Annotated in this window: 18 protein-coding genes and 1 tRNA gene; 7 read left to right on the top strand and 12 right to left on the bottom strand. The window is 72.1% G+C overall.

The window, feature by feature from the left end:
- Nucleotides 1–73: 73 nt before the first annotated feature.
- The 5 genes from ACZ5TL_RS14285 to pgsA all read right to left on the bottom strand — a co-directional run bounded on the left by ACZ5TL_RS14285 (nucleotide 74) and on the right by pgsA (nucleotide 4,436).
- Nucleotides 74–793: a hypothetical protein gene (locus tag ACZ5TL_RS14285; RefSeq protein ID WP_468589876.1), complete on the bottom strand. Its 720-nt coding sequence runs from the start codon at nucleotides 791–793 to the stop codon at nucleotides 74–76.
- A gap of 122 nt (nucleotides 794–915) precedes the next feature.
- Nucleotides 916–1,458, bottom strand: a complete 543-nt coding sequence (locus tag ACZ5TL_RS14280) for a hypothetical protein (protein WP_468589875.1) — start codon at nucleotides 1,456–1,458, stop codon at nucleotides 916–918.
- A 115-nt stretch (nucleotides 1,459–1,573) separates the two neighbouring features.
- Nucleotides 1,574–2,785 (bottom strand): glycosyltransferase family 4 protein, encoded by a 1,212-nt coding sequence (locus tag ACZ5TL_RS14275; RefSeq protein WP_468589874.1) that lies wholly within the window; start codon nucleotides 2,783–2,785, stop codon nucleotides 1,574–1,576.
- Nucleotides 2,782–3,690 carry a phosphatidylinositol mannoside acyltransferase gene (locus ACZ5TL_RS14270; protein WP_468589873.1) on the bottom strand — a complete coding sequence of 303 codons (909 nt, stop codon included), beginning with the start codon at nucleotides 3,688–3,690 and terminating at the stop codon, nucleotides 2,782–2,784. The genes ACZ5TL_RS14275 and ACZ5TL_RS14270 overlap by 4 nt, the downstream gene beginning before the upstream one ends.
- On the bottom strand, nucleotides 3,687–4,436 hold the full coding sequence (gene pgsA / locus ACZ5TL_RS14265) for a phosphatidylinositol phosphate synthase (protein WP_468590041.1): 750 nt from the start codon (nucleotides 4,434–4,436) through the stop codon (nucleotides 3,687–3,689). The genes ACZ5TL_RS14270 and pgsA overlap by 4 nt, the downstream gene beginning before the upstream one ends.
- A 204-nt stretch (nucleotides 4,437–4,640) precedes the next feature.
- Between pgsA and ACZ5TL_RS14260 the strand changes: the two genes are divergently transcribed.
- Together ACZ5TL_RS14260 and ACZ5TL_RS14255 are read left to right on the top strand one after the other, a co-directional pair.
- Complete coding sequence (locus ACZ5TL_RS14260) at nucleotides 4,641–6,839, top strand: elongation factor G-like protein EF-G2 (RefSeq protein WP_468589872.1); 2,199 nt, start codon at nucleotides 4,641–4,643, stop codon at nucleotides 6,837–6,839.
- Between the two features lie 171 nt (nucleotides 6,840–7,010).
- The gene (locus ACZ5TL_RS14255) at nucleotides 7,011–8,678 is read left to right on the top strand and encodes a hypothetical protein (RefSeq protein ID WP_468589871.1); all 1,668 of its coding nucleotides are present in this window, start codon (nucleotides 7,011–7,013) and stop codon (nucleotides 8,676–8,678) included.
- 144 nt (nucleotides 8,679–8,822) lie between these two features.
- Here the strand turns inward: ACZ5TL_RS14255 and ACZ5TL_RS14250 are convergent, their stop codons facing one another.
- From ACZ5TL_RS14250 to ACZ5TL_RS14235, 4 genes are all read right to left on the bottom strand, one after another.
- Entirely contained in the window at nucleotides 8,823–9,383 is a 561-nt protein-coding gene (locus tag ACZ5TL_RS14250) for an HIT family protein (protein WP_468589870.1), read from the bottom strand.
- Between the two features lie 65 nt (nucleotides 9,384–9,448).
- On the bottom strand, nucleotides 9,449–11,434 hold the full coding sequence (gene thrS / locus ACZ5TL_RS14245) for a threonine--tRNA ligase (protein WP_468589869.1): 1,986 nt from the start codon (nucleotides 11,432–11,434) through the stop codon (nucleotides 9,449–9,451).
- Nucleotides 11,435–11,525: 91 nt separating this feature from the next.
- Nucleotides 11,526–12,752, bottom strand: coding sequence for a hypothetical protein (locus ACZ5TL_RS14240; RefSeq protein WP_468589867.1), 1,227 nt, complete (start codon nucleotides 12,750–12,752; stop codon nucleotides 11,526–11,528).
- Entirely contained in the window at nucleotides 12,749–13,315 is a 567-nt protein-coding gene (locus ACZ5TL_RS14235; RefSeq protein WP_468589866.1) for a DUF4365 domain-containing protein, read from the bottom strand. The genes ACZ5TL_RS14240 and ACZ5TL_RS14235 overlap by 4 nt, the downstream gene beginning before the upstream one ends.
- Nucleotides 13,316–13,484: 169 nt before the next feature.
- Between ACZ5TL_RS14235 and ACZ5TL_RS14230 the strand changes: the two genes are divergently transcribed.
- A complete protein-coding gene (locus ACZ5TL_RS14230; protein WP_468589865.1) occupies nucleotides 13,485–14,213 on the top strand; it encodes an exonuclease domain-containing protein in 729 nt (242 codons plus the stop codon).
- A gap of 127 nt (nucleotides 14,214–14,340) precedes the next feature.
- On the opposite strand, the gene ACZ5TL_RS14225 is transcribed toward ACZ5TL_RS14230, so the two are convergent.
- Together ACZ5TL_RS14225 and ACZ5TL_RS14220 are read right to left on the bottom strand one after the other, a co-directional pair.
- Nucleotides 14,341–14,412: transfer RNA gene (locus ACZ5TL_RS14225), tRNA-Val, on the bottom strand.
- Nucleotides 14,413–14,451: 39 nt separating this feature from the next.
- Nucleotides 14,452–14,898 (bottom strand): SRPBCC family protein, encoded by a 447-nt coding sequence (locus ACZ5TL_RS14220; protein WP_468589863.1) that lies wholly within the window; start codon nucleotides 14,896–14,898, stop codon nucleotides 14,452–14,454.
- 61 nt (nucleotides 14,899–14,959) lie between these two features.
- Between ACZ5TL_RS14220 and ACZ5TL_RS14215 the strand changes: the two genes are divergently transcribed.
- The 4 genes from ACZ5TL_RS14215 to ACZ5TL_RS14200 all read left to right on the top strand — a co-directional run bounded on the left by ACZ5TL_RS14215 (nucleotide 14,960) and on the right by ACZ5TL_RS14200 (nucleotide 21,018).
- Nucleotides 14,960–17,377 carry an SCO7613 C-terminal domain-containing membrane protein gene (locus ACZ5TL_RS14215; protein ID WP_468589862.1) on the top strand — a complete coding sequence of 806 codons (2,418 nt, stop codon included), beginning with the start codon at nucleotides 14,960–14,962 and terminating at the stop codon, nucleotides 17,375–17,377.
- A gap of 132 nt (nucleotides 17,378–17,509) precedes the next feature.
- Nucleotides 17,510–19,171 carry a helix-turn-helix domain-containing protein gene (locus ACZ5TL_RS14210; protein ID WP_468589861.1) on the top strand — a complete coding sequence of 554 codons (1,662 nt, stop codon included), beginning with the start codon at nucleotides 17,510–17,512 and terminating at the stop codon, nucleotides 19,169–19,171.
- 270 nt (nucleotides 19,172–19,441) lie between these two features.
- Nucleotides 19,442–20,800, top strand: coding sequence for a type III PLP-dependent enzyme domain-containing protein (locus tag ACZ5TL_RS14205; RefSeq protein WP_468589860.1), 1,359 nt, complete (start codon nucleotides 19,442–19,444; stop codon nucleotides 20,798–20,800).
- 11 nt (nucleotides 20,801–20,811) lie between these two features.
- Nucleotides 20,812–21,018: a hypothetical protein gene (locus ACZ5TL_RS14200; RefSeq protein ID WP_468589859.1), complete on the top strand. Its 207-nt coding sequence runs from the start codon at nucleotides 20,812–20,814 to the stop codon at nucleotides 21,016–21,018.
- Between the two features lie 100 nt (nucleotides 21,019–21,118).
- Here ACZ5TL_RS14200 and ACZ5TL_RS14195 read toward each other — a convergent pair whose 3' ends face one another.
- Nucleotides 21,119–23,854 (bottom strand): exo-rhamnogalacturonan lyase family protein, encoded by a 2,736-nt coding sequence (locus ACZ5TL_RS14195; protein WP_468589858.1) that lies wholly within the window; start codon nucleotides 23,852–23,854, stop codon nucleotides 21,119–21,121.
- Nucleotides 23,855–23,952 lie beyond the last annotated feature (98 nt).

Here is a 23,952-nt window from a genome sequence, read left to right as displayed (position 1 = left end):
AGTCCCGTCGCCGCCGCGACGACGGCCGCCTCGACCGTGTCGGCTTGCTCCGAGGAAAGGCCGCATCCGGTCCTCAGCGTTCTCGACGCTCAGCAGTCTTCCGCGGATCGTCCGCCAGAATGCGGGCCGCGAGCTGCCGTACCTGCTGTTCCACGGACTGATCGTGGGTGACGAACAGCTCGTACCCGTAGGAACATGTACCACCCCCCGGTGCCTGGATCTGGTGGAACTCGACATCGACGCCCTCGGGGCTGGTGAACTCCTCGGGGACGTCGGGCTCCTCGCGTCGTGGCCAGACACCCGTGAGAACGCAGCCCCACTGCTCGAACCAGCCGCTGCCCTCAAGGGTCTGCCTGAGTAGCCGGGCAACGGTGTCTACCGGCTCTTCCCAGCTGCGGTCCGCTGCGGCCCGTGCGAGTTCGGCTTCGTACTGGGCAGCATCGAAGTGGATGTCCGCGGGCAAGGCGGTGATATTGCTGGTGTTTTCCCAGGCGTCCCAGATCACCCGGTCACCCTCGCGGCGCATGGTGACATATAGGGCGCCGCAGCAGCCGGCGGTGCAGGTCGGCTCGGTGATCATGACCCTGCGCGGTTCCTCCGTGACCGCCAGCGGCCAGCTCTCGGCCGGGCCTGTCCAGTGTCGGCAACTGAGTGCCACCCCTTCCGGGTGGACTTCCTTCAGAACGTCTACTCCGTCGATCAGAGGCCGCACCTCGGCCCAGGGGTCCGCCGCCCAGTCCTCCGGGATCCTGTGCTGCAAAGTCAAAGTGCTGATCGCCAGCTGATCGGTCATCCTCACATGATCGGCTGACGCCGCGCGGCCGCATACTCATTTACTGGGTGTGATCAGCCTCGGCTGATCGTGCCAAGGCGGCCACCGCTCGTGATCGAGAAGCTCACCGCGTGAGACATGCCCTAAGCAGCCCGGTCCACCAGGGCTACCGGAGGCTCGTCGTCCATTTCGAAGGCCATGGGGAAGGGCGCGTGGCCGGCCAGGCGGAACCAGCGCACCTTGCGGTGCCGGCGCAGTGCCCGGGCGGCCCGTACGGTGTCGTTGTGGAAGCGCCGGGCCATCGGGACCCTGCGGACCGCCTCCGTGAGCTCCCGGGCGGCTTCCTCTCCCCCGGGCGCCTCCCGCACGACCTCCACCTGCGCGGGCTCCCCGAACACCGCTCGCAACGCCTGGCTCAGATCGCTCTCGGCGACCTCCCGCTGCTCCTCCTCGGCCTGCCGGGCGGCGTGGGCGGCCTCGTAGAGGACGATCGAGGCGGCCGGGTCGAGGACCCCGGAGGTGGCCAGTTCCTGCGCCACCGAGGCCCGGCGCAGCAATTGCGCGTCCAGGGCGGCCCGGGCGGCGTCGATCCGGGCGTGGAGGCGGTCGAGACGCCCGGCGGTCCAGCTCAGGTAGAGCCCGATCGCCACCAGGGCCACGGCGATCCAGATGAGAGTGATGGTCACGGGCGGCAAGGCTAGCGCCAGGGCCGGTCCGTCCGCGCACTCCGCCCTGTCCGGCACGGGGCATCACCGTCCGGGCGGTGTTCGACGTGGCTCGCAACGCACCCGCAGCCCCCCGTCAGTCCCGCGCCAGCCCCAGCCGTCCCCACAGCCCCGTCGCCCGCTCGTCCTCGGCCACGGCCGCCGCTCCGGCCGTGACCGTCTCGTAGACGGACAGGATGTCCGCGCCGACGGTCGACCAGTCGAAGCGCCGTACGTGCGCGCTCCCCCGCTCGCGCAGGTCCGCACGCCGCTCCGGGTCCTCCAGGAGCCGTACGGCCGCGTCGGCCAGGGCATCGGCGTCCTCGTTGGGGAACAGTTCGCCGGCCGCCCCGCGGTCCAGGACCTGGGCGAAGGCGTCCAGGTCGGAGGCGAGGACGGGAGCACCGGCGGACATGGCCTCCACCAGGATGATCCCGAAGCTCTCACCGCCGGTGTTGGGCGCGACGTACAGGTCGACGCTGCGCAGGAAGCGGGCCTTGTCCGCGTCGCTGACCATGCCGAGGAACTCGACCCGGGAGCGCAGCTCGACGGGCAGGGTCTCCACCGCCTCCTTCTCGTCGCCGCGTCCGGCGACCAGCAGCCGGGCCTGCGGGCGGGCGGCGAGGATCTTCGGCAGGGCCTTCATCAGGACGGGCAGGCCCTTGCGGGGCTCGTCGATGCGCCCGATGAAGCCGATGGTGCCGCCCGCCCCTCTCCCGCCACCGCCCTCAAGGGAGCTTCGCGCCTCGTCCGACTGCCACTCGGCCTTGGGCTCGGCCTCGGCGAAGAAGTCCACGTCGACGCCGTTGGGGATCACCACCGCGTCCCCGCCGAGGTGCTCGACGAGGGTGCGGCGGGCGTACTCGCTCACCGCGATCCGGGCGCTGATCTTCTCCAGGGCGGCCTGGAGGATCGAGTACGCGGCGATCATCGCGCGGGAGCGCGGGTTGGACGTGTGGAAGGTCGCCACGATCGGGCCCTGGGCGGCCCAGCAGGTCAGCAGGCCCAGCGACGGCGAGGTCGGCTCGTGGATGTGGATCACGTCGAAGGCGCCGTCGTGCAGCCAGCGGCGCACCCGGGCGGCGCTCAGGAAGCCGAAGTTCAGCCGGGCCACCGAGCCGTTGTACGGCACCGGCACCGCACGCCCGGCCGAGACGACGTACGGGGGCAGCGGGGTGTCGTCGTCGGCCGGGGCGAGGACGGACACCTCGTGGCCGAGGCGGATGAAGTACTCGGCCAGGTCGCGGATGTGGAACTGGACGCCGCCCGGTACGTCCCAGGAGTACGGACAGACGATGCCGATTCTCACGGGCGCCCCTTCTCGGGGTCGAGGTCCGCGAGCCACAGGCGCTGCAGCATGTGCCAGTCCTCCGGATGGTCGGCGATCCCGGTGGCGAAGGCGTCGGCCAGCGCCTGTGTCATCACGGACGTCTTCTCGGCGCGCGTGCCTGACTCGGGTACCTCGACGGGTGGGTGGACGCGTCCCCGCATCACGGGCGAGTCGTCGTACCAGAGGGTGACCGGCAGCAGCAGGGCGCCCGTCTGCTGGGCGAGCAGGGCCGGTCCGGCCGGCATCCGGGCCGTGTCGCCGAAGAAGCCGACCTCGACGCCGGAGGCGGACAGGTCCCGGTCGGCGACCAGACAGACCAGGCCGCCGTCGCGCAGCCGCCGGGCCAGGGTGCCGAAGGCGGTGCCGCCGCTGTGGGGCAGGACCTCCATGCCGAGGCCCTCGCGGTAGGCGACGAACCGGTCGTACAGCGTCTCGGGCTTCAGCCGCTCGGCGACCGTCGTGAAGGGGATGCCCAGCTTGGTGGTGGCCCAGGCGCCGGCGAGGTCCCAGTTGGCCAGGTGCGGCAGGGCGAGGATGACGCCCTTGCCCGCGGCCATGCCCTCCTGCAGGTAGTGCAGGTCCTTGACGTCGACTCCCGCCCTGATGCGCTCAGGACTCCAGGCGGGGAGCCGGAACGACTCCATCCAATAACGCAGGTACGACCGCATGCCCGCCCGCGACAGCTCGGCCAGCCGCTCGGGGCCCGCGCCGGGCACCACGCGCGCGTAGTTGCTCTCCAGGCGCCGTACGCCCTTGCCGCGCTGTTTCCAGGCGAGGTCGGCGATGGTGGTGCCCAGCCGTACGGCGACGGGCTCGGGGAGCTTCTTGACGGTGCTCCAGCCGAGGCCGTACAGGGCGTCCGTCAGCCGGTCCTGTGCGCTCACGTGGCCGCCTCGCTCCCGTGGGAGGCGTTCTCCTGCTCGTCTCCATCGTCCTGCGCGGCGGCCTCGGCCTCCGCGGACTCCCGGCGGACGGTGACGACCCGCTGGATCAGCGTGACGAGGCTGCCCACGGCGACGATCCACAGCGCGACCGGCAGCAGGTACTGGATGCCGGGCACACCGAACGCGTGCAGGCCCGCCAGACCGGCCGCGACCAGGGAGATCACCAGCCGCTCGGCCCGCTCGACCAGCCCGTTGACGGCGACCGGCAGGCCGATCGACTCGCCGCGGGCCTTGGTGTACGACACCACCTGGCCGCTGGCCAGGCAGAAGATCGAGACGGCGCACAGGACGAGGTCGTCGCCCCCGCCTGCGTACCAGAGGATGAAGCCGCCGAAGATCGCACCGTCGGCGACCCGGTCGAGCGTGGAGTCCAGGAAGGCGCCCCAGCGGCTGGAGCGGCCGAGCTGGCGGGCCATGTTGCCGTCGACGAGGTCGGAGAACACGAACAGTGTGATCACGACCGTGCCCCAGAAGAACTCGCCCATGGGGTAGAAGACCAGCGCGCCCGCGACCACACCGGCGGTGCCGATGAGCGTGACGGTGTCGGGGCTGACGCCCCGCCGGATCAGAAACGCGGCGAACGGTGTGAGGACACGCGTGAAGAATGCACGCGCGTACTTGTTCAGCATGGCCTTCCCGAGGGTCGGTGTCGCCGTCTGGCCCCTGCTGGCCACCGGCTGGCCCATCGTAGCCACGCGCGCGTACGGGCGAGGGGCGGGACCCGAGGCCCGTGTCCCGGCGGGCCGGAGCGCGATCACGTCGTTCGTATGGACGCACCGTGACGGGAGTGGAAAGCTCGAAGGACCGCGGGCGTCGCCGGAGCCGCCATCGCACGCGGATCCCGCGTGTCCGCGCCCACAGTGACCTCACCGTGCACGGGAGGCAGGATCATGGGCGACAAGGCACAGACACACCCTGGGGCCGCCGGCAGGGCACAGGCGGCCGACCACCCTCAGTCCGTACGGAATGTGGTGCTGGTCGGCCACTCCGGATCGGGCAAGACGACTCTGGTGGAAACCCTCGCCCTCGCGGCGGGGGCGGTGAACCGGGCGGGCCGTGTGGAGGACGGCGGCACCGTATCCGACTACGACGAGATCGAGCACCGGCAGCAGCGCTCGGTACAGCTGTCCCTGGTGCCCGTCGAGTGGGACGGCATCAAGGTCAATCTTCTCGACACCCCCGGATACGCCGACTTCGTCGGTGAACTCAGGGCCGGTCTGCGAGCGGCGGACGCGGCCCTCTTCGTCGTCTCGGCCTCGGACGGCGTGGACGGCTCGACCCGCATGGTGTGGGAGGAGTGCGCGGCCGTGGGCATGCCCCGGGCCATCGTCGTCACGCACCTGGAGGCGGCGCGCGCCGACTTCGGGGAGATGACCCGGATCTGCGCGGAGGCCTTCGGCGCGGACGACCCCGACGCGGTCCTGCCGCTGTACCTGCCGCTGCACGGCCCGCAGGCACCCGACGGGCACGCGCCCGTGACCGGGTTGGTCGGGCTGCTGTCGCAGCAGCTCTTCGACTACTCCACCGGCGAGCGCAAGGAGTCGGAGCCGGGCGAGGACCAGCTGCCGCTGATCGAGGAGGCCCGCAACCGGCTCATCGAGGGGATCATCTCGGAGAGCGAGGACGAGACCCTCATGGACCGCTACCTCGGCGGGGAGCCGGTCGACGTCAAGACGCTGATCGACGACCTGGAGCGGGCCGTGGCCCGCGGGGTCTTCTTCCCCGTCCTGGCCGCCGCCCCCGCGGCCGACGGCTCCCGTCAGGGGCTCGGCACGGTGGAGCTGCTGGAGCTGATCACGCGGGGCTTCCCGACACCGCTGGAGCACGAGACGGTGCGGGTGACGACGATCGACGGCAAGCCGCGCGAGCTCAAGCCGTGCGATCCGGACGCGCCGCTGGTCGCGGAGGTCGTGAAGACGTCCTCGGACCCGTATGTGGGCCGGCTGTCGCTGATCCGCGTCTTCTCCGGCACCCTGCGCGCCGACCAGACCGTCCACGTCTCCGGGCACGGGCTGGCCGACCGGGGCCATGAGGACCACGACGTCGACGAGCGGATCGGTGCCCTGTCCACGCCGTTCGGCAAGCAGCAGCGCCCGGTGTCGCACGTGATCGCCGGTGACCTGGCGTGCGTGGCCAAGCTCAGCCGGGCCGAGACCGGGGACACCCTGTCCGCCAAGGACGACCCGCTGCTCATGGAGCCGTGGCAGATGCCCGACCCGCTGCTGCCGCTGGCCATCCAGGCACACAGCAAGCCGGACGAGGACAAGCTGTCGCAGGGCCTGTCCCGGCTGGTGGCCGAGGACCCGACGATGCGGCTGGAGCAGAACCAGGACACCCACCAGGTGGTCCTGTGGTGCCTGGGCGAGGCGCACGCGGACGTCGCGCTGGAGCGGCTGCGCAGCCGGTACGGCGTCCAGGTCGACGTCGTACCGCACAAGGTGTCGCTGCGCGAGACGTTCGCGGACAGGTCGGCCGGGCGCGGCCGGCACGTCAAGCAGTCCGGCGGGCACGGGCAGTTCGCCATCTGCGAGATCGAGGTGGAGCCGCTGCCGGGCGGTTCGGGCATCGAGTTCGTCGACAAGGTCGTCGGCGGCGCGGTGCCCCGGCAGTTCATCCCGTCGGTGGAGAAGGGAGTTCGGGCCCAGGCCACCAGGGGGGTCGCCGCGGGGCATCCGCTCATCGACGTACGCGTGACCCTGCTGGACGGCAAGGCGCACTCGGTGGACTCCTCCGACGCCGCGTTCCAGACGGCCGGGGCGCTCGCGCTGCGGGAGGCCGCGGCCGACGCGAAGATCCATCTGCTGGAGCCGGTGGCCGAGGTGTCGGTGCTGGTCGGTGACGACTTCGTGGGCGCGGTGATGAGCGACCTGTCGGGGCGGCGCGGCCGGGTGCTCGGCACCGAGCAGACGCCCGGCGGGCGCACCCTGATCCGGGCCGAGGTGCCGGAGATCGAGATCGGCCGCTACGCGATCGACCTGCGGTCGATGACGCACGGCACCGCCCGCTTCAGCCGCCGCTACGCGCGGCACGAACCGATGCCGGCGCAGGTCGCGGACCGGGTGCGTGAAGAGGCGCGCAAGGCCTCGTAGTTGGCGCCCGGCGCCTCCAAGTGCCCTCGTGAGGGCTTCCCTCCGCGTCGGCGGGCGGCTTGACGGGCCGCCCGCCGACGCAGGCCGGTGCGGACGGATACGCTGATGACCTGATCAACAGGTGTGCGGAGCTCGGAAGTCGGGAAGGCCGCAGATGCGGATGCGGCAGCGATGGGGGCGGCAGTGACGGACGGATTTGACTTCAGCCCCGGGGCCCAGGTGCCTTTGGCGGGTGCGAGCGGCCAGACGGCGGCGACCTACGCCCTGGCCGCGGCGGCGTACCGGGACGACGAGGTCTCCAAGATCCTCAACGCCGACAACGAGTGGCACCAGTCGAAGGTGACCCCGCCCCGCTCCTGGGCCAAGATCTTCCGTCCCAGGTTCGGCGAGGCCTTCTCCCGCGCCGTCATCGACCGGATGCTGGGCGCCGGGCGCAAGCCGGTCATCCAGTCGTTCGGCATCGAGCCCCAGGTCGTGGTGGAGCACTGCCTGGCGGCCCACCGCATCCGCCGCGACCGCGACAACTGGCTCTCGGCGATCACGGTGATCTGCGGGGTGCTCTTCCTGCCCGGCTTCCTCGTGTGGCTGCTGGTGTTCACGCTGCGCACCACCATGACCAAGCGCGAGGACAAGCGCGCCGGCGCCCTCGCCACGACCCTGCTGGTCGCCGTGGGCGCGCTGGCCGTGCTGTTCCTGATCCGTATGCCGTTCACGGGGTTCTGGGCCCTGTACGCGCGGGCGGCGATCCTCATGCCGGTCGTCGGCTGGTTCTGGGCCAAGCAGATCTGCGAACGGACGGCCCATGATCTGCGCGAGCGCTGGTCGAGCCTGCTGGCGGGCGGCGGGGTGGGCGCCAAGATTCCCGAAGCCGTCCCGGGCAACCCGGGCGACGCGGCCGAGCAGGTCCGCAAGGAGCTGGCCCGGCTGGCCGCCGAGCAGCGGTCCAACTCGGTCTTCTACGCCGGCCCCAAAGGCATACTCGGCATGGGCACGCGGTGGGGCAGCTGGCAGCTTGCTGAGGAGCTGGTCTCCGCCGAGCCGGGCAAGGAGTTCCACCCCTTCCGCAGCTGGGACGTCATCGTGGCGATCCAGGGCGGCCTGGGCATGCTGGAGCGCACCTCCATCAACACCGGCGGCTTCCCCAAGCCGTCCATCACGCACTGGATCGTCTCGCCGATCGGCGAGAAGGCGACGGAGGTGTCCCGGCCGAGCGGCACGGACGTCGACGCGTACACGGTCCGGACGCACGCCATACAGGAGATCTGCAACAAGCAGCAGTTCGGCAGCGGCGACCGGCACTATCTGGGCGTGCAGTGGACCCTGTGGGACGGCCACCTGGTGATCACCATGCTGATCACGGTGACGGTGCTGCACGACACGCTGCGCATCGAGGTCACCGGGCATGCTCTGGGGCCGGTGAACTCCCTGTTCAACGAGAAGCCGGCGGCCAAGGAGAAGACGGTCCAGAAGGCCTTCCGCTTCTGGGAGACCCGCACCGTGAAGATGCCTTTGATCGACGCCGACGAGGTGGTACGGCTGGCCGCGCGCGCCCCGCTGACCTGGTATCCGCCGCTGCTGAACTGGCTCGGGGGCAGTCTGACCCTTCCGGAGCCGTTCGGGCTGCGGCACGCCTGGGCGGACCAGCCGTGGCGGCATCGGTTCATGGCGGACGACGCGCTGCGGGCGGCCACGCCGGTGCTGCGGGTGGTGCACGCCGCCGCACTGAAGGTGCTGCGGGAGAACGGGGTCGACGTGGAGAAGTTCGGGTCGAGGTCGGCGGCGCTGAGCGGGGCGGTGCAGGAGGCTTCGCCGAAGAAGGCGGATGTCTACGATGCCTAACGGCATTGGCTAGGGCGGTCTCGCCGATCATCCGCGGGCGGCGGGGGGCTGGTGTCCCTGGGAGCAGTTCCCCCGGGCTCCCATCGGCCTGAACGGCCTCGTCTCGCGTGCCGGACGGGCTGGGAAGACCCGCCCGCGTCGCGTTCAGCCGGTCGGCCAGGACTCCGCCAGCATCTTGCGGGTGTCGGCGAGCAGCTGCGGGAGCACCCGCGTGTGGCCCACCACCGGCATGAAGTTGGTGTCCCCGCCCCACCGCGGCACGATGTGCTGGTGCAGGTGCGCCGCGATGCCCGCGCCCGCGACCGTGCCCTGGTTCATGCCGATGTTGAAGCCGTGCGCGCCGGACGCCGTGCGCAGGGCCGTCATCGCCTGCTTGGTGAGTTCGCCGAGCTCGGCGGTCTCCGCGGCCGTGAGGTCGGTGTAGTCGGCGACGTGGCGGTAGGGCACGGTCATCAGGTGCCCGCCGTTGTACGGGTAGAGGTTGAGCACCGCGTAGACCTGCTCGCCGCGGCGGACGACCAGGCCGTCCTCGTCGGACTTGGCCGGGATCGAGCAGAAGGGGCAGCCGTCGCCGGCGCCCGGGCCGGTCGGCTTGTTCTCGCCCTGGATGTAGGCCATCCGGTGGGGCGTCCACAGTCGCTGGAACGCGTCCCGCGTCCCTACTCCCAGCTGCTGCTCCGGCTCACTCGTCATGCAGTGCAGCATATGGCGTCGAGCTGGGAGGACGGCAAAGGCCCCCGGATCTCCCCGGGGGCCCGTACGCAGTGCGATCAGACCTGCGCCCGCTCCTCGACGACCTTCTGGATCTTCGCGATGGCCTCGTCGAAGGGGATGCCGTTCTCCTGGGAGCCGTCGCGGTAGCGGAAGGACACGGACTCGTGGGACATGTCCTCGTCGCCCGCGATGACCATGAAGGGGACCTTCTGCTTCTGGGCGTTGCGGATCTTCTTCTGCATGCGGTCGGAGGAGGAGTCGACCTCGATCCGCAGGCCCTTCTTCCGGGCCGCGGCGGCGAACTTCTCCAGGTACTCCACGTGCGCGTCGCCGATCGGGATGCCGACCGCCTGGACCGGGGCCAGCCACGCCGGGAAGGCACCCGCGTAGTGCTCCAGGAGGACCGCGAAGAAGCGCTCGATGGAGCCGAACAGGGCGCGGTGGATCATGACCGGGCGCTGCTTGGCGCCGTCCGGGCCGGTGTACTCCAGGTCGAAGCGCTCCGGCAGGTTGAAGTCGAGCTGGATCGTCGACATCTGCCAGGTGCGGCCGATGGCGTCCTTGGTCTGGACGGAGATCTTCGGGCCGTAGAAAGCGGCGCCGCCCGGGTCCGGGACGAGGGGCAGGCCCTGCTTCTCGGCGACCTGGCGCAGCGTCTCCGTCGCCTCCTCCCAGGCCTCGTCCGAGCCGACGAACTTCTCCGGGTCCTTGGTGGACAGCTCCAGGTAGAAGTCGGTCAGGCCGTAGTCGCGCAGCAGGCCGAGGACGAAGGTGAGCGTCTTGTCGAGCTCCTCCGACATCTGCTCACGCGTGCAGTAGATGTGCGCGTCGTCCTGGGTGAAGCCGCGGGCCCGGGTCAGGCCGTGCACGACGCCCGACTTCTCGTACCGGTACACGGTCCCGAACTCGAAGAGGCGCAGCGGCAGTTCACGGTAGGAACGGCCGCGTGCGTCGAAGATCAGGTTGTGCATCGGGCAGTTCATGGGCTTGAGGTAGTAGTCCACGCCCTCGTCGAGCTGCATGGGCGGGTACATGCCGTCGGCGTACCAGTCCAGGTGGCCCGAGGTCTCGAAGAGCTTCCCCTTCGTCGCGTGCGGGGTGTAGACGAACTCGTAGCCCTCCTCCTCGTGGCGGCGGCGCGAGTAGTCCTCCATGACCCGGCGGATGATGCCGCCCTTGGGGTGGAAGACGGCGAGGCCGGAGCCGATCTGCTCCGGGACGGAGAACAGGTCGAGTTCGCTGCCGAGCTTGCGGTGGTCGCGCTTTTCGGCCTCGGCGAGGAACTCCAGGTGCTGCTTCAGCTCGTCCTTGGTGGGCCAGGCGGTGCCGTAGATGCGCTGGAGCATGGGGTTCTTCTCGCTGCCGCGCCAGTAGGCGGCCGCGTTGCGCATCAGCTTGAACGCCGGGATCGCACGGGTCGACGGCAGGTGGGGGCCTCGGCAGAGGTCCTTCCAGCACAGGTCGCCGGTCTTGGCGTCCAGGTTGTCGTAGATCGTCAGCTCGCCGGAGCCGACCTCGACGTCCGCGCCGTCGGCGCCATCCTGAACGGCGACGGAGCCCTTGAGGCCGATCAGCTCCAGCTTGTACGGCTCGCCGGCCAGCTCCTCGCGGGCGGCCTCGTCGGTGACCACGCGGCGGGCGAACCTCTGCCCGCGCTTCTGGATCTCCTGCATCTTCTTCTCGATGGCCTTGAGATCCTCGGGCGTGAACGGCTTCTCGACGTCGAAGTCGTAGTAGAAGCCGTCCTTGACGGGCGGGCCGATGCCGAGCTTGGCCTCGGGGAAGAGCTCCTGCACGGCCTGCGCCATGACGTGCGCGGTGGAGTGGCGCAGGATGTTCAGGCCGTCCTCGGAGGAGATGTCGACGCCCTCGACCTCGTCACCGTCCAAGAGCGCGTACGACAGGTCCTTGAGCTCGCCGGCCACGCGCGCGGCGATGACCGAACGCTCGCCGGCGAAGAGCTCGGCGGCCGTAGTGCCCGTCGTCACCACGCGTTCTTCCCGCTCGGAATCGCGCTGGATGATCACACGGACGTCTGACACCGGTCTCTCCTGACTGAAGGGGGCTGCGGCGCCATACCGGAGCGCGCGCACGAGTAAGGATCGTACCGACCCGGGACCGCCCTTCGCGAAATCATTCCGCGCAGTCCCCGCCGCAGGCCTCCTCGAAGAAGTCGAGGTTCTCGTGGAGCTCCTTCATCAGCCGGTCCCGCTCGGCGTCGTCGACCTGTACGGGTACGACGCCGTGGGCCCCGGTGAGGCGCCGGAATCCGCCCCGGCTCTCCAACCGGCCCTGCACCCGCACCGGCAGCCCGACGAGGTGGGCGTGCCCGGCGATCCGGTACGCCTCCTCGTCCAGGGTGATCCGGACGTGGGGCACCGCGGCCCCGGCCAGCACCCGCAGCCGCACGGTGCCGTCGCCGCGCGGCCCGGACCTGCGCATGCGGGTGACCGCCCCGGTGATGCGCACCGGCACGGCGGGCTCTTCGCGCAGGTAGCGGGCGCCCGCCTCACGCAGCACGGGCAGGTCGCCGGGTGAGAACCCGACGGGCTCGGCAAAGGGCGCGCAGCCCTCGGGCACTCCGGCCGCCGGGGCCCACTCGACGGCGATCCGGGCGCCCTCGGTTCCCCGGACGAGGGCCACGAGGGCCTCGGTGAGCTCATGGCTCACTCCGGCCTCGACAGCCCCGTCGAAGGCGTCCATGCCGCCGGTGGCGCGCTGGTAGTCGATGGCCTCGCGGGCGGCGTACAGGGCCTGGTGGAGACGCACGGCGATCGGGCGGCCGCCGGCGACGGGCAAGAAGGCGGTGAGCCGGCCACCGGTGGCGGAGCCGACGAGGACGTTCTCCAGGGTGGCGGCGGCGGAGCGCCGGTGGCGGGCGCCGTGGTAGCCGGCACGCGCGCGTGCGGCGAGGGCCGCGGCGAGCAGCATCCGGCGCGCGGCGGTGCGCAGCCGGTCCTCCACCGTCCAGGGCGCCGTGCCGGCGGGTCCGGCGGGGACGTCGTGCCACCAGCGGATCTCGTCGCTGGGTACGGCGAGGGAGACGAGGACCTCGCGGGCGGAGGGCGAGCCGCTGCGGGACAGGGCGAGCAGGGCCTCGCCGAGCAGCTCGTCGCTGTCGGGGAAGGCGCGGCTCTCCGGCACGAGCAGACTGGTGCCGCTGCCGCCCGGGCCGGGCGGGGTCCAGCGGCCGTAGCGTCCCGGGGCGCCGCCGCGCCGCTGCCAGCCGTGCCGCCGCAGCAGGGCGCCGAGCGCGGCCGGGTCGACCTCCGCGGGCCCGGGCGGGGGTCCGTTCCGGGCGGTGTCGGCGGGGTGGGGCCGCACGGGCCTGAGGGGTTCCTCGGTCGGGCGGTGCGTCACGGTCTTCCTCCCGTCCCGACCCGCGTCATGATCTCGCACAGCGCCCGGTCGTCGAAGATGCGCGCGGTCGGTATGCGCACGGTGGTGCGGCGGCGGCCGGTGATCGGGTGGCCGGCGAGGTTGGTCCAGTAGCAGCAGTGCCTGAGGTCGAGCCGGTCGTGGCCGGCGCGCAGCCAGTCGTCCTGGGCGCGCGGCACCAGCATGACCACCAGGATCTTGTGCACGGACACCGGTGTGCGGGCGAGCTTGGCCAGGTGGTCGTTGTCGAGCGTGAAGGAGAAGGTGCGGCCCGGTGGGTTGGGCGGCACCTGGTAGGTGGCCTTGAGCTGCACCTTGATGGTGACCTCGTCGTCGACCGTGTGCCCGGGGGCGCTGTGGCTGACGTGCCAGTCGATGCCGTTGTCGGGAAAGGGCTGGGACAGCGAGCAGCCGGCCGCCGCCGCGACGGCGTGCAGATAGCCGACCTGCAGGGTCTCCATGCAGGCGGTGGTGGCGAGAGTGCCGCGAGAGGGAGCCGTGCGCTCGGGCAGCAGCCCGCCCCGTTCGGGCTGCGCAACGGCCATGGCCAACAGCCTTCCAGAACAGTCAGGTCCCCGCTGCGGGCCGCTGAACTGCAACAACCCGTACTCCTGTTGTCTCCTTCCGGCGTACGGCGCAAACAGCCCGGGTATCACCGGTTCGGGCAGCGGACGGGGCGTCAACTGCCGAAGGTGAACGAGGGGTTGTGTGGGTATGACGACGTGCTGGTACGAGGGGCCGCTGGCCGCCTTCGACACGGAGACGACGGGCGTGGACGTCGAGACCGACCGGATCGTGTCGGCCGCCGTCGTCGTCCAGGACGCGCCGGGCGTCCGGCCGCGGGTGAGCCGCTGGCTGGTGAACCCGGGAGTGCCGGTGCCCGCCGAGGCGACGGCGGTGCACGGGCTGACGGAGGAACACCTGCAGCGCAACGGCCGTTGGCCGGCGCCGGTGATGTACGAGATAGCGGAGGCGCTGGCCACGCAGGCGCACGCCGGCCGCCCGGTCGTGGTGATGAACGCGCCGTTCGATCTGACCCTGCTGGACCGGGAGTTGCGCCGTCATCGCGCCTCGGCCCTCGGCCGCTGGTTCGAGCCGGCGCCGCTGCTGGTGCTCGACCCGCGGGTCCTGGACAAGCATCTGGACCGCTACCGCAAGGGCCGCCGCACCCTGACCGACCTGTGCGCGCACTACGGCGTCGCCCTGGAGGGCGCGCACGACGCGGCGGCCGATGCCGTGGCGGCGCTGGAGGTCACCCGGGCGGTGGGCCGCCGGTTCGCGTCCCGACTGGAGCGGCTCGCCCCCGGTGAGCTGCACACGCTGCAGGCGGTGTGGCACGCGGCGCAGGCCCGGGGCCTGCAGGCGTGGTTCGCGCGCAGTGGCGTGGACGAGGCGGTCGACCCGGCGTGGCCCCTGCGTCCGGATCTGCCGGCGGCGGCCTGAGCGGCTGGCCCGGTCCTGGGTCAGGGCGCCAAGAGACCGCGGGAGGGCCGCAGGAAGAACCTCAGGAAAGAGCGCATGGAAGCGCATGAAAAAACCGGACCGTCTGCGACGGACCGGCTGTTTCCGGTGGGCGATACTGGGTTCGAACCAGTGACCTCTTCGGTGTGAACGAAGCGCTCTCCCACTGAGCTAATCGCCCGGGAACGCACTGAACAATACAGGCCCCGGCGTGCTTCCTTCAAACTGCTTGGAGGTGCCCGAGGAGCCCGCGCCGCCCGGACCGCATCATGAGCGCGTGATTGGCCCGGAAGACGGGACGTCCCGGTACGGCGAACCTCCTCAGCAGCGGCTTGTGCACGCCCACGACCTGGTCGTAGCGCGCGAGACTGCCCGCCCCGTCGGGCGTGACCGTCCAGCGCGCCCAGCCCTCGATGTCCCCGGACACGGCGATCTCCAGCACACCGGAGTCGGGGTCGCGCCGCTCCTGCCGTGCCGTGAAGGTCATGTCGTAGGGCAGGACGGAGCGGATCCGGAAGACCCCGGTGCTGTCGTCGAGCCGGGTCACCTCCCTGACCTGGCGCCACCAGCGCGGGTAGTCCTCGGGGCGTGCCAGCACCTCGTACACGGCGGCGGGGGGCGCGGGCAGGGGCCACAGGCTGCGGAAACGGTAGTGGTTCCAGTCCATGACCGCAGTCTGCCCCCTCAGGCCGGGGGCCGGCTGAGTACGCGCCTGAGTATCCGCACTCATGACCTGCGGGGTGACGCGGACCACACTGCGTGCCATGACGCACCTTCCGCCCCCGGCCGAGGAACTGCGGCTCCTCGACGCCGAGCTCTGGCAACTGGACGCCCGACGGGCCCAGTTGCTGGCACGCCGCGCCTGGTTGGTCGCGGCCCTGCAGCAGACGCAGCAGCAGTCGCGGGCCCAGGCACGGACCCAGCCGCCCGCCCGTCCGCCCCGCCATGAGACCACCGCACCCAGCGTGCAGAACGTGCTCCTGGTACTCGGCGGTGTGCTGCTCACGCTCGCGGCGGCGGTGTTCACCCTGGTCAGCTGGGGGCACATGGGCATCACCGGCCGGGCACTGGTGCTCGGCGCGGTCACGCTGGCCACGCTCGCCGCGCCCGTGCCGCTCCTGAAGCGGGGCCTGCGGTCGACGGCCGAGTCCGTGGCGGGCCTCGGACTCGCGCTCACCGTCCTCGACGCCTACGCGCTGCACGGGGCCGCCCTCGCCGGAACGGACGGGACCGGCTACGCCGCGGCCGCGTCGGCGGTGCTGGCGGCGGTCTGGTCGGCGTACGGTCTGCTGCCCGCCACGGCCGCGCTCCGCCTCCCCCTCCCCTCCGCCCTCGCGGCGGCCCAGTTCCCGCTGCTGCTGGGGGCCCTGGCCGCGGACGCGGGTCCGTACGGCATCACGGCCGCGCTGCTGGTGACGGCCGGGCTCGACGCCCTGGTGGCGCTGCGTGTGACGACCGCTTCCGTACGGATCACGGCGGTCGTCGGCGCGTACGGCATGGGCGGCTGGGGCGTGCTGGGCGCCGGCTGGCTGTCCTTGACGGCCGACGGCCCGGGCGCCGCGTCCCGGGCCGGGGCGCTGCTCCTGCTCGCTGCGGGGATCGCGCTGGGCGCGGCCTGGCGAGGCCCCGGGGCGGCTCACGCCCTGGGCCTCACGATCGTCTCGGGGCTGCTCACGGTGGCCGCGCTCGGCGGGGTGGCCCGCTCCGGGCTGCCGTCCGGGTGGGCGGTGCCGGCGCATCTGGCCGTCGGTATCGCTCTGTTGACGGCTGTACGGATCAGCCGGTTGCCCGAGGGAGTACGGCGGGGATTCGCCTGGGCCTCCGGTGCCGTACAGGCGCTGGCCGTACTGTGGGCGCTGCCCGTCCTGGCCGTGGTGGTGCTGGGACCGGCCGCCTGGATCGGCCGGGTGTGGAGCGGGGCGCCGTCGGACGCCCGAGCCGCGGTGACCGTCGAGGCGCCCTGGCCGCCGGACGCGGCGGCGGCTGCCCTGGTCCTGCCGGCCGTGGCGGCCGTTCTCGCCCTGGCGGTCCGTGCGGAGCAGTGGCGTCTCCGGGCCCGGCTCGGCGCCCTGGGCCTGCTCTGGGCCGTCACGTTGACGCTCCCGGCGGTCTTCGCGATCCCCTACGCCGCGGGGATGGCGGTGCTGGGAGTCGTGACGGCGGCCGCGCTGTTGGCGTGCCGGAACGCCAGGATCGACGCGCGGGTCTCGGCCCTCGTCCTCGCCCTGGTCACGGCCCTCAGTCTCACCCTGGTCTCCCTCGCCTCCCAGACCGCGACCCTCGTCGTGCTGTCGGTGCTGACGGCCTTGTTCGCCGCGGCCTCGTGGCAGGTGAGCCTGGCTCCCTTCACGGCTCCGGCCGCCCTCGTGCACGCCGCCGCGCTGGCCTCGGCGACGGGTGCCGCCGCGGACTGGCCGCCGGCCCGCACCGCCCTGCTGGTCCTGGCCGTTCCCGCTGCCGCAGCCCTGCTGGCGGCGCGGCTCGGCGCCTCCCCGGCGACGGTGCCGGTCGAGGCCGTCGGAGCCGCCGCCGGTCTGCTCGCCGTGGGCCTCGCCGTCACCGACCCGCCGATGCTCGCGCTGGTACTGGCCCTGTGCGGAGTGATCGCCGGGGGCACCGCGCTGCGACCCGGCCGCCGTCCCGTCGGCTACACGGCCACGGCCCTGTTCGTGCTGGCCGCCTGGGTACGCCTGGCCGCCTGGGACATCGGCATGCCCGAGGCGTACACACTGCCGGTGACCGTCCCGGCGCTGCTGGTCGGTGCCCTGCGCCGGCGCCGCGACCCGCGGGCCTCGTCCTGGACGGCGTACGGCCCCGGCCTCACCGTCACCCTCGTGCCGAGCCTGGCCGCGGCCTGGGCCGACCCGCACTGGACGCGACCGCTGCTGCTGGGCACGGCGGCGCTGGTGGTCACCCTGGGGGGAGCCCGGCACCGCCTCCAGGCGCCGCTGGTGCTCGGCGGCTCGGTGCTGGCCCTGGTCACCCTGCACGAACTCGCCCCGTACGTCGTGCAGGTGACGGGGGCGCTCCCCCGCTGGGCGCCTCCCGCCCTCGCCGGACTGCTGCTGCTCGGACTCGGGGCGACGTACGAGCAGCGGATCCGGGACGTCCGGCGGGTGCGGGAGGCCGTGGGACGGATGAACTAGCCCCACCACCGAGTTCGTGCCGTAAGGGCGTCTCGACCGCGGACAAGGCGCGTGATGTCATACGTTGTCCGATCAGCCACCGGCCGCAGGAGGCACGGCCGGGCACGGGCGGGCGGGGACGGGGGAGGCATCATGACGGACCTGGACGAAGCGGCGGGCCGGGGCACGGCCAGCGAGGACCGGGGGACGCTGGAGCACCTGCTCTCGGTGGTGGGGGCGGGAGCCCTGGAGTTGCACACGGCCCCGGAGGGTCTGCGGACGGGTGTCACCGGCGTCCATGTGCTGGACGCCCTGGAACCCGTCATCAGACCGCGGGAGTTACTGCTGGCGGTCGGTGTCGACCCGCGCTCGGCGCACGCGGTCGACGTGGTGCGCCGGGCGGGTGAGGCCGGCGCGGCGGGTGTGGTGTTCGGCCCGGGGCGGCCCGAGCCCACCGCGCGGGCGCTCCAGGCGGCCGCGGAGGAGAGCCGCACGGCGGTGCTCTTCCGCACCGCCTGGTGCACCTGGGCACAGCTCGTGGGGGCGCTGCGGGCGGGGCTGGCCTCGGCGGGCGTGCCCCCGCTGCCCGCGGCCGGCGGCGTGCGCCTGGGTGATCTGGACTCACTGGCCGACGCGGTGGCGGCACTGGTGGGAGGCTCTGTCACCATCGAGGACACGGAGTCGCGGGTGCTGGCGTACTCCTCCACCGAGGAGAACGTGGACGAGATGCGCCGGCTGACCATCCTCGGTCGTCGCGTGCCGCCCTGGCGGGTGGCGGCCATGCGGGAGGCGGGGTTCTTCCAGGCACTGTGGGGTGCGGGCGACGTGCTGTACCGGCCGGCCCACGGCCAGGACCCGGAGCGCCTGGTCGGCGCCGTACGGGCGGGCGGAGAGGCACTGGGGTCCATCTGGGTGGCGGCGATCGCCGGGCGCCCCCTGTCCCCGAACGCCTCCGAGACGCTGCGTGCGGCGACCCGGGCCGCCGCCGCCCATCTGCTGCACCACCGCACCCACAGCTCGGACAGCCGCCTGGTGGAGGACGCGGCCCGGGCACTGCTGGAGGACCGGGGCTCCGTGGAGGTCCTCGCGGAGCGGGCCTCGCTGCCGCCCCGGGAGCCCTGTGCCGTCCTGGCGGTGGGCACCGGGTCCGGCCACCACGGGGAGGACGCCCCGTCCGGGCTGTACGGGCTGCTGACGCTGCACTGCACGGCTCTGGGCCACCGCGTGGTGGTGGTCCCGGCGGGCGGCAGGATCCTGGTGCTGGTGAGCGGGCTGGAGCGCGACCCGGGGCGGGCCGACAGCCAGGTGACACGGCTCGGGGAATCGCTGGCCGAACAGCTGTCGGCGACGATCGGCACGTCGGTGAAGGTCGGGCTCGGTGAGGTGGCCCCCGGGCTGGCAGGGGCACCCGCGTCGCGCCGGTCGGCCGAACGGGCCCTCCAGGCGCTCGTCGCGGCCGCCGGGCCACGCACCGTCGCGCGGGGCGCGGACGTCGCGGACACGGTGGGCATCCTGCAAGTCATGGAGTCCCTGCGCGAGTTGACGTTGCCGACTCGGACCTCGGTGGCCCGGCTGAGGGAGTTCGACGCCACGCACAGCGGCAGTTGCCTGGTGGAGACCCTGCGCGCCTACCTCGACCACTTCGGCGACGTGTCCGCCGCCTCGCGCACGCTGGGGGTCCATTCCAACAGCCTGCGCTACCGGTTGCGCCGTATCACGCAGGAGTCGGGGCTGGACCTGGAGAGCCCCGACGCCCGGCTGCTCGCCCAGTTGCAGTTGCGTCTGGAGGGAGACGCCGACGGCGCACGCCCCTGAGCGACCGCACCGGCACACGCGATCGCACCGGCACACGCGGCCGCGTGCGGGCCGTCCGCCGCTTGGCCACGGCCACCATCGAAGGGCCTCTCCTTCGTCGTACCGCACAACGCCCGTGCCTGACACAGGGGTTGTTGCGTCCAACCGCCCCGGGGTGAGGCCCGCGCCTTTGACGACTCGACGAAGACGCCGTCCCGGTGCGGGCAGCAGCCTGGTAGTCCACCCCGGGGCCGTCCCGGGTGCTGCGCGTCCGACACCGGAAGGCTCGCCATGACCGGACTGACCCCCGCCGCCGCCGCCGAGCGGCGTGAACGGATCCTCCAGGAAGCGGTGCGGCAGGGACTGCTGGACGCCGAGCGGTCCCAGCTGGCCGCCTTCGTCGACCTCGACGGCGTCGCCGCGACCGTCGGCTCCCTGCACCGCGCCTTCCCCTCGTCGCCGCGGGTGCTGCACGCGTTCGCCGCCAAGGCCAACTGCCTGGTGCCGGTACTGGCGGAGCTGCGGCGGCTCGGCATGGGCTGCGAGGTGGCCACCGCGGGTGAGCTGGCCCGTGCGGAGGCCGCCGGATTCGCGCCGGACCGGATCGTCTTCGACTCTCCGGCCAAGACGGAGACCGAACTGCGGCGCGCCCTGGACCTGGGCGTGACCGTCAACGCGGACAACTACCAGGAACTGGCCAGGATCGACCGGATCCTGGGCGGCCGCGTCCCGGTGTCCAGGATCGGGGTACGGGTCAACTCCCAGCTGGGCGGCGGCAGCATCGCCGCCATGAGCACGGCGACGAGCACCTCGAAGTTCGGCGTCCCCCTGGCGGACCCGGGCAGCCGGCGGCGGTTGCTGCGTGCCTACCACGACCATCCGTGGCTGACCTGGGTGCACACCCATGCCGGGTCGCAGGGCTGCCCCCTGGACCTCATGGCCGGCGGGATCGCGCAGGCCGTGGCGTTCGCCGAGGAGGTCAACGCCTCCCTGGGACGGCGCCAGGTCGTCGGCATCGACATCGGCGGCGGACTGCCCGTCAACTTCGCCGACGACGAGACCACGCCGACCTTCGACACGTACGTCCGGCAGCTGCGCGCCCAGGCGCCCGCGCTGTTCTCCGGCGGGTACGAGATCGTCACCGAGTTCGGGCGTTCCGTCCTGGCCAAGAACGGGTTCACCGCCGCGTACGTCGAGTACACCAAGAGCATGGGCGGCCGGCCGATCGCGGTCACCCACGCCGGTGTGCAGGTGGCCACCCGGACCGTGTTCAACCCCGACGCCTGGCCCCTGCGGATCGAGGCGCACGACGGCGGCGGGAGGGCCAAGCGCGGCGGGCCGGTGCGCCAGGACATCGCCGGGCCCGCCTGCTTCGCCGGGGACCTGCTGGCGCGCGACCGCGCGTTGCCGCTCCTGGAACCCGGCGACATCATCGCCGTCCCGGACACCGGCGCGTACTACTTCTCGACGCCGTTCCACTACAACAGCCTGCCCGAACCCGCCGTGCACGGGGTCCGGACGGGCGGTGACGGCGGTGTCCGCTTCGAGCTGCTGCGTCCCGCGCAGGATCCGTGGGACGTGCCGGGCCCGGGCGGCCACGGCACGCCCCCGCGGCAACGGGCGTATGAGCCCGTTCACGGCGTCGGGTAAGGAGCACCGAGGTGGCACAGGCCAACCGTCGAGGGCCCGGCCGGGACGGACCGCTCCTCAGTCAGCGCGCCGCCATCGTCTTCCTGCTGGCGGCCCTGGCCGGCATCGGTGCCACTGTTCTGGCGGTGCTGGCCGGCCACGTGTGGCCGGTCGCGGTGAGCGTCGGAGGCGGGGTGGTGGCCCCGGCCGTCCTGTTCTTCAACCAGATCATCGACTAGGGAGGGCCGGGGCGTCGCGCGGCAGGCGCCGTTTGAGTACCAGGCCCTGGACGAGCGGGTCCCGGTGCCTCACCCCGGGATCCGCTCGTCCGGTCCCCCGCTACGGCATCCTGTCGCCGAGCAGCGCCAGGTTCTCGATGGCGGCGAGACCGTACAGCGAGGTCTCGTTCGTGGACACCCAGGGCGCCTCACTGCCCGGCACCAGCGTGAGCGGGCCGCTGAGCTTCTCGGTCTTCCAGGGCGCCGACTCCTTGTAGCCGTCGGAGTTGTAGAACTTCTCCCACGCGCGCTTGGCGAGCTTCTCGTCGCCGGACTGGACGGCGGCGTAGGCGTCGAGGCGCGAGTGCCCCTGGAAGAGGATCAGGGAGCCGAAGTTGCTGCCGTATCGGGCCGCCTGTTCGGCCTTGGTGGCGTTGAAGTAGCGGCAGTAGTCGAGGTACGCCTCCTTGAACTTCGGCATCTCGACGAGGTCGATGAGCTCGGCGCACAGCTCGTTGAGGCCGAAGACGGCCGACAGGTGCGAGACATCCACCTTGGGCTGGGCGGCCACGGCGAACTTGCCGGTGTCCAGGTCGTACAGACCGCTGCCCTGGACGAAGCCGTTGGGCTGGGCGGCGATGGTCTCCATGGTGGACAGCACACGCGCGCGTGCCTTCTCCCACTTGGGTCCCTTGCGCTCCCACTCCGTGAGCCATGCCGAGACCAGGCCGCTCCAGTCGGTGCCGAAGCCGATCGACAGGGCGTGGCGGTCGGGCGTGTACGGCTCGGTGCGGATCTTGCGGAGCGGGTCGAGGGCGAGGAACGTCTCGTCGGAGTCGACGTTGGCGTGCATGAGATCGCCGACGCGTTCGTCCGCCGTGAGGAAGTAGTAGTAGCGCCGGTAGGTGGTGTTGGCGATGCGCTGCTGCTTGGCGCTGTCGGCGAAGTGCTGCACGCCGTGCCGGGTGCCGAGTCCGGCCCACTTGCCCAGGTGGTAGACGTCGACCTCGCCGGTGTGGCGGGTCATGGCCTCGGCGAAGCGGAAGATGTCGGCGCGGCCGGAGCGCAGGTACGCGTACCAGAGCCACAGGTCCGGGGACAGCTCGGAGTTGTCCCAGGCGTAGCCGCCGACGTCGTAGCGCCACTGGTGCCGGACGGTGTCGTAGGTGTGCATGATGTCGCCGTAGTCCCAGAAGCCGTACCAACGGCGCATCTCCACCTGGTCCTTGTAGTAGGTGAAGAGGAAGTCGAGGTGGTCCTCGATCTTCGCCTTGGCCGGGGTGGACCGGTCGGGTTCGGCGAACAGGCCCTTGCCGAAGACTCCGGCCCTGATGAGCTGCTGGGGCGGGGCGGCGAGCTGCGGCAGCACCCGGACGGCCTCGACCTGCTCGGCGAGCTTCTCGGCGCTCGGCGTGGACTCGTTGGCCCAGAAGAGCAGTTCGGAGGTGCGGGCGATGCCGTACGGGGTGCCGAACCCGGGCTCGTAGTCCTCGTAGGTGATGTTGAGGCCTTCGAGCTGCTCGGGGAAGGTGTCCTGGCCCATGCCGTCGTGGTAGAAGCGCATGTCCATGGGCTGTGCCTCGGGGGACCAGAGCCAGAGGGTGACCTCGGCCTCGTCGGTGTGGGCGTCCCGGATGTCGAGCTGGGCGGGGAACTTCTCCCAGAAGTCGCGCAGGCCGAAGGAGAATCCGCCGCTCGTCCCGCCGACGTACCCGAAGCCGGAGGCCCGCCGGCCGCCGCCCGCGCCGACCCAGCCGTAGCCCTTCTTGGTGCGCTTGCGCAGGGTGAAGCCGTCGGCGGACAGCTGGGAGAGGGTGTAGTCGCCCCACTCGGGGATGTACTGGAGGCGGGTGGTGACCCGCTGGTCCCAGGTGGCCGGGTCGGGCAGCTTCTTCCCTTCGTACTGCGCCGCCTGCACGGCCGCGCCCGGGTCACGGCGCAGGCCGGTGATGCCCTTGACGGCCTCACGCAGCAGGCCGGTGCCGTCGCCGCCGATGCGGATGTGGCGGTCGTACGACTCGTCCCGCATCGGGACCTGGAAGCGCACGCCGATCCCGCGGATGAAGTCGCCGCTCGCCTTCCCGGGCTCCTGCTTGCCGTCGAAGGTGATGGTGTGCACCATGCGGAACGACTCGGCGCCCGCGTAGAAGTAGAGCCTGATCGAGAAGGGCAGCCAGCTGCGCCTGCCCTTGCGGTGCTTGCCGTCGATGCGGACGACCGCGCGGACCGGTCCCTCCTGCTCCACGGTGACCTTGGAGACGGCACCGTCGAAGCGCTCGGTCTTCACCGCGCCCTGGTCCTCGTCCTCGAACTCCGGCTGGCGGATCAGCACGAGCCGGCCGTTCTTCGCGATCTCGGTGGAGCCCCTGGAGACCGACTTGACGATCGTGGAGCCCGCCTTGCCGATCCTCGCGGTGATGACGCCGGTCGAGATGTCGATGGTGCCGCCGCGCTTGTCGACGGTGACCTTCTTCTCGGGCGCGGCGGGCGAACCGGCCTTGAGGCTGAGCTTGCCGTTGCCCGATGTGACGGCGTGCGCGGTCCACTTGAGGGAGCCGTCGGGCCAGTAGGCGATCGGCCAGGACTGCACGGGTACGGCCTTGCCGTCCGCGTCCGTGAGCGCGAAGGTCTGGTCCTCCTGGTAGGCGCCCTTCGGCCAGGGCACTCCGACGGTGGAGCCGGGTGCCGCGCCGAGGCCGCCGTCCTCCAGCCAGTCCAGGGTCACCGGGTCGGCGTCGGCGGGTTCGGCTCTGGGGGCCGCCTGCGCGTCCTGCGCCCCCAGCGCCCAGCTGAACTGGGCGGCGGCTCCGGCGACGGCGGCTGCCTTGAGGAGGGACCTGCGGGGGATGGGAGACATAGAGTTGATGCCTTTCCTTGTCCGTGCGGGAAGCGAATCCGTGCGGGGTCAGGGGCATGACAGAGAGAGGGTGCGGCGCCACAAGGGCCACCGACCCG

The organism is Streptomyces sp. NPDC033136, from assembly GCF_055578235.1.
The sequence above is the reverse complement of the archived record's forward strand: the minus strand, read 5'-3'. Positions and strand labels throughout refer to the sequence as shown.